4 protein-coding genes and 1 pseudogene are annotated in these 6,018 nt (G+C 48.6%); 4 read left to right on the forward strand and 1 reads right to left on the reverse strand.

The window, feature by feature from the left end; all coding sequences use genetic code 11:
- The first annotated feature begins 757 nt into the window (after positions 1–757).
- From VEB01_RS07555 to VEB01_RS07570, 4 genes are all read left to right on the forward strand, one after another.
- A complete protein-coding gene (locus VEB01_RS07555; protein ID WP_324874229.1) occupies positions 758–1,660 on the forward strand; it encodes a nucleotidyl cyclase domain-containing protein in 903 nt (300 codons plus the stop codon).
- A complete protein-coding gene (locus tag VEB01_RS07560; RefSeq protein WP_324874231.1) occupies positions 1,657–2,349 on the forward strand; it encodes a sugar transferase in 693 nt (230 codons plus the stop codon). Before VEB01_RS07555 ends, VEB01_RS07560 begins: the two co-directional genes overlap by 4 nt.
- Positions 2,350–2,430: 81 nt before the next feature.
- Positions 2,431–3,951, forward strand: coding sequence for an O-antigen ligase family protein (locus tag VEB01_RS07565; RefSeq protein WP_324874232.1), 1,521 nt, complete (start codon positions 2,431–2,433; stop codon positions 3,949–3,951).
- 16 nt (positions 3,952–3,967) lie between these two features.
- Positions 3,968–5,383 (forward strand): GumC family protein, encoded by a 1,416-nt coding sequence (locus VEB01_RS07570; protein ID WP_324874234.1) that lies wholly within the window; start codon positions 3,968–3,970, stop codon positions 5,381–5,383.
- On the opposite strand, the pseudogene VEB01_RS07575 reads toward VEB01_RS07570, so the two are convergent.
- Positions 5,380–5,872 (reverse strand): annotated as a pseudogene (locus VEB01_RS07575) (IS5 family transposase); the annotation flags it as partial. The gene VEB01_RS07570 and the pseudogene VEB01_RS07575 sit on opposite strands and share 4 nt — an antisense overlap.
- Between the last annotated feature and the right edge of the window lie 146 nt (positions 5,873–6,018).

Genomic DNA, 6,018 nt, shown 5'->3' on the forward strand with positions numbered 1-6,018 from the left:
GGAGCCGCTGGAAACGGCAGATTCGGGCCAAAACGAGCCCTCCGGGCGTGGGCAATATCGGGAAAATGGCGGGGCTTGCCGCCTGTTGACCCTTTACGCGCCCCTTTTGTCAGCTAAAGAATCGGTTATTCGAGGTGCCCTTAGGAATATCCGTAGCGATTTTGCGCTCCGAAAAGCACGGGGACGCAGTTCACGATATTTTGTCTTCCCTGATTCCGCGACTCTTTGCTATAGTGGAGCCCGCCGGTTGGACCGACCGCGTCCGCCGCCCACCCGCGGCCCCCGGCACGCTCAGGGACGGTATCTCGACTTGTGGAGTCTGGCGATGGATAGCGCACCCTCTCCGTTTCCCCGCGACGCTCGCGTACGCCCCACCGGCAGCCGCAGGGCTTCCCGGGCCATCCCGCCCCCCCCCGCCTCCGGCGCGAAATACAGCCCCTGCCTGATCGTATCTATACGCAGTGAGCCTTTGGGCCTCCGATATTGCCGAGGAACCGTGCGGATCGCCCGGGCAAATAACTGGGATGTTTTGTCTCTCGAGCGAAATATTGTTCGATACGGTATGACTGATATTCTCCACCGCATGTATGTTGTGTTTACACAACAGGATGGGCGACACGAAAAATGAGACCCAATGCTCTTGAAGCCATTCTGGTAGCTTGAACACGAGATCGGCGGTAGTACTGAAAAGAACAGCGGACGATCCCAGCAAAAGGATTTAATGCTGAGAGCGTGTACGCTATTAAGGACAAAAAGAATGGAATTTGCAGAAAAGGAGAATCCGCAAATGAAATCGATTCTAAAGGACTTGCTTGGCTTGCTTGCAAGCATATTCGTATTTTTCAACCTTGACACCCTAAGTCCGGGAGCAAGCACAATCTCCAGCGCCTCGCCAGCCACAAAAGTTTTGGCAGTTGTGGCGGTGTTAGCTATCTTGGCAGGTTGGCGATTTTGGACTAGGTACTCCATATACCTTCCTCTACTGCTGGTTATAAGCACCAGCTTTGTCATTTTCGCGATTCATCCAAAACAGACTCATTGGCAGTTTGTTAACGCTTTAGAAACTATCTTTTTGAGTATCTTTGTGTATTTTTCGTATGCTGTTTCCAAGTGGATGTCCTACGTTTCGGACGAATTTGAACACATGCTTATGAAGAATATCAATAACCCTATAGCAAAACTTACCGATTCATTGGATGAGGTTAACAAGTGCCTCTATCAGAGTCGTCGTTCTGGCCACCCACTTAGCATTATCTTGTTGGATGTAAAAAAAAACCCGAACCCGGCTTTACTTACAACTTGTCAAGAAAAGATTTTTCGCGAACTTGCAAAGCGTTACCTGACGCAGCACATAAGGCTGCGATTAATAAATCGCATTATCTCTGGCTTTCGGCGAAGCGACGTGATTGCGATGTGTACGGAATATGAATCACGTTTGATAATCATGTGCCCTTCAACAAGTATTGACGAATGCAATACAGTGATCCAACGGATCCAAGACAATGCCACACGGGAGTTAGACCTTCCCGTATCACTTGGGACAGCGTCTTTCCCGAATGACGGATTTACGCTTGAAGCATTGATTAAGACCGCCGAAACACATCTGGTGGAAGGCAAACCTGATTTGCCTATGGCAGGAACCGAGGAGCAAGCCGCATGATTACCCCTACTCTCAAACAGCGATATGGGAATGATCTCGACTGGTTAAGCCGTTTTAAACCAAGGTTACAAGTGTTCGATAATCACACATATGTACTATCGAAGCGGCTCATCGATGTGTTTCTAGTAGTTATTACTGCACCGATATGGGTGGCTTTGTTGATACTAATCGCATTGCTCATTAAATTGGAGTCACCAAGAGATTCTGCCTTTTTCTTTCAGGAAAGGACCGGTAAGAATGGCCAACGGTTTCGAATATATAAGTTCAGAACCATGGTTCCCAATGCCGAGGCATTGAAACAAACACTCATGCATTTGAATGAATTGCAGTGGCCTGACTTCAAAATTAAGAATGATCCAAGGATAACCCGTGTAGGCCGGATATTAAGAAAAACAAGCCTGGATGAACTCCCTCAGGTCTTTAATCTTTTGTTTGGTCAGATGACACTCGTGGGACCACGGCCAACTTCTTTCCGCCCCGAGACCTATCAGCTATGGCAGACCGAACGGCTTGATGTCATACCCGGAATCACGGGTCTATGGCAGATTCAAGGGAGAAACACAACGGAATTCGATGAACGGTCGCAGCTGGATATCGCCTATATTCAGCGAGCTTGTCTCCGGCTCGATTTGGAGATACTTCTACGAACCTTCCGAGTCATTCTGGCTCAGCGTGCACTCGGTTGTTAAAAGCCAGAACCTGGCTTATTGCGGCACTCATCTCAACTGAGATTGAGAACCATGAAATTTAGTCGGCACGAGGTGAATCACGTGTGGTCGAGAACAACGTCATGGGCGTCCCAACTCCCAGGGTTTGGGCACCGAATTTCCGCACAAAAATGGGATCTTTTGGCACTAGGTACAAGCGTGCTGGTGCCCTTTCTATTGGTATCTCGCTTCGACGCTCTCGAACTGAGTTTAATGTTCGTCATCGTATTCCTTGGGCTCCCGCTGATAATCCTGACCTTCGTACGGATCGAGTGGGGTCTGGCGGCTTTGACGTTTGTCGCCTACACGAACGCCGCCGACGTCGCCATCGAACACGGGGTGCCTTCGCCGGCTAAGATATACGGCATCACATTACTAATAGCGGCTACCCTCCACATAATCCGTGGTTATAAACCGATTGGGGCGGGAACACCGGCACTCATAACCCTGATATATATGTTACTGATTCTCGCCTCATTATCGTATTCGGATTATTTCAGAGACGCACGCGAACCGGTCATCAACTATATCAGGGAAGGGATGATTTGTATTCTCATGATATTGACATTAAGGACTGGCGCCATGTTTAAACTCCTGATTTGGTCATTGATAATCGCAGCACTGTTCCTCGGATCAATGAATTTACTGCAGTTTATAACGGGTGCGTATTGGTTCAACTTTGCGGGATTTGCAAACGCTGAATATGATGAACTTGCAAAAGAGCTAGGCGATTACCGAATATCGGGACCTTTGGCGGATCCAAACTTTTATGCTCTTATTCTTCTACCCATTGTTCCATTATGTATAGAGCGCCTGTTAAACGAACCGATGCGTTTCCTTCGTCCCGTGGCGGCAGTTACTCTCGCTACGGTACTTTTAGCCATCAGTCTCACCTACTCTCGCGGCGCACTCATTGGCCTCGTTGGAATGCTTGGCGTGGCACTTATACGCATTCGAATTCCTCCCAAAGCCTTAGCATTAGGTCTGGTCGTGATGCTCTGCGTACTACCATTTACTCCGAATGCGTATATCACTCGCATAAACGATATGATTGCCACCATTGCCGGCGATAAAGCCGCTTCTGAGACTAGCGCCGCAGATGTTTCAGTCGACGGACGCTTGGCTGAAATGCAGGTTGCTTGGCGTATGTTTACGGATAATCCGTTATTTGGAGTGGGGGCTGGTAGCTACATTTTCAATTTCCAGAGTTATAGTCAGGATTTACATCTAATCAATCGCGGCGAAGACCGAAATGCACACAACCTTTATCTTCAGATAGCGGCAGAAAGAGGACTTATCGGTTTGGCGGCTTTCGGCACCTTATTATGGTTTATGGCCCAAAGCTTACGACGCTCCAAACATATGTTTCAAGAGGCAGGATGCTACGACTACGGAACTCTCGCAACCGCCTTTAGCACAGGACTTGTTGGCTTTCTGATAAGCAGCTTCTTTCTGCATGATTCTTATCCGAAATACTTTTGGATACTAATAGGTATTACCCTCTCCTTACCCCAAGCTGCTCAGTGGGAAATAGCTCGCTTTCGTAGACGCTCGCTCTCTTTGCAACCTTCCCTCAACAACTAGCTATAAGGATATAACCGTGATACCAGATAACCGAAGGATAACAGGTTCTAATATGCTGGCTATGCTGCTTAGGCACAAATATAAGGCTTTGGCGGCATTTTTAATTGCTTTATCGGTTGGAACAATTACCGCACTTCTCGAAAAACCTGTTTATGAAGCGCATGCTGCGCTATTATTCAATCTGGGTCGTGAGTATAGATATATACCCGAATTTAGTGGCGCTTATAATAGCTCTAGACGCGAGTTTCGAATGGAGGAATTGCTTAACACTGAAACGGAACTTCTAAACAGTACCGATTTACGTCAAAAAGTCATCACGGCGATTGGTATTAAAAGCTTATACCCGGAACTGAAAAATGCAGATTCACGGGACCAAGCCGTAATGGATGAGGCTCTGTTATATTTCGACAAATCCCTTGCGGTCAAAAGCGTAAAGAATTCGGGCGTCATCCACGTATATTTCGCGCATACGGACTCCGCCATTGCAAAGCGGGTTGTCGATTTATTGGTTACCAATTTTATTGAGAAGCATGTACGACTTTACGGGGACTCTCGTACTCCATTTTTTGAACAAAAGGTCGCTGAATACACAGTAGGCTTGAATGAAGTCACACATTCGTTGCAAGACTTCAAGCAGCAATACGGTATAGTCAACGTTGACGAACAGATACGATTGTTACTTCAAAGACAATCGGTGGTAGAAGAAACATTGCGGCTTTCGAAATCGAGAGTTAATGAACTGTCTCATAAGCTGGCTTCTCTTCAAAAATTGAAAAATAAGATGCCACAACATGGCGAGTTCGCTCAGCAGAGGCTTCTCGAACTTCAAATAAAAGAACAGGATCTTTTGAAAAAATACAACGAGAACAGCAGAACCGTGGCTGAAGTCCGAAAGGATATCGCTAATGTCAAAGAATTTTTGCGCAAGGACGAAGAAGAAGCATCCGGTCGGTTTCGTCGCCTACCAAACCAGGATTACTGGGCATTGGAATTAGAAACGACGCACCTTGAACCTGAATTGGCAAGTGCCCAGGCAACCATAAAGGATGCTGAGCAAACCCTAAGGCAGATTAATGACCAATTGTCGGTTATTAATATGCATAAGGGAGAACTGCTGGATCTGGAGACGCGATTAGCGGTTAAGCAAGGTCTCTATAGGGATTATCTGAGCAAACTCGAGGAAACCAAGATTTCCGAAGAGCTTGATCTTAAGAAAGTTACCAATGTTCGCGTCTTCCAGGAATCCACGATTTCTCCGAAGCCATTAAATGCGTCGAAGTTAATTAAGATAACGGTTGGCGCACTTTTTGGCCTTTTGGCTGCCTTTAGCGTGGCCTATTTTGCGGAGTTCAGAAGACGCGCGTTTTACGCGCCGGAAGGCGCTGAAGAAAAGCTAGGCGTACCGGTTCTGGCTCGAATCCCAGCACCTTAGGGCGTTTTCAATTCGACTAAGAGTCGCGAACGAAACCGTTCGACGAAGCGCAGACCGATAATGGCGCAGGCTAGTTTCAGCCAGGCCGAGTGAATGTCGTCCCGTCGCTCAAAGCGGATGCGAAGTTTCGCGAATCCGGAGAACCAGGCGAGCGTGCGCTCGACGGCCCAGCGATAGCGGCCTAAACGTTCGAAGCGCTTGACTCCGCGTCGGGCAATGCGGGGCTGAATGCCCCGGCAGCGGAGATGAGCGCGACACCGGCGATAGTCGTAGCCTTTTTCGGCGTGCAGTTTGTTTGGCCAGCGGCGCGGTTTCCCTGGCAGGCCGGGCACCGTAGGCAAGGCATCCACCAGCGCTTCGAAGACTCGGGGATCATGGCGCTGGGCCGGTAATCAATACCGCTAACGGAATACCGTGGCCACCGACGACGACGTGGCGCTTGGTGCCGAGTTTGCCCCGGTCGGTGGGGTTAGCACCCGTCACTTGGCCCCGGGACTAGGTTCTGTTGACATTTCGGGAGCTCTCCGGCGAAGTCGCTCGCCATTTACGAAATGGCGAACCGATTAGCAGTCACGGAGAATGAATGGCGTATCCTCTTTCCGATTTTGGCGGCTCAAAAACATGTATATATCGGC

The sequence above is a fragment of the Methylocaldum sp. genome (assembly GCF_035627495.1).
Lineage (GTDB): Bacteria > Pseudomonadota > Gammaproteobacteria > Methylococcales > Methylococcaceae > Methylocaldum.

Excerpts from the sequence above, each read along its gene's own strand:
- VEB01_RS07560 (WP_324874231.1), top strand. The coding sequence starts at position 1,657 with ATGATTACCCCTACTCTCAAACAGCGATATGGGAATGATCTCGACTGG.
- VEB01_RS07555 (WP_324874229.1), top strand. The coding sequence starts at position 758 with ATGGAATTTGCAGAAAAGGAGAATCCGCAAATGAAATCGATTCTAAAG.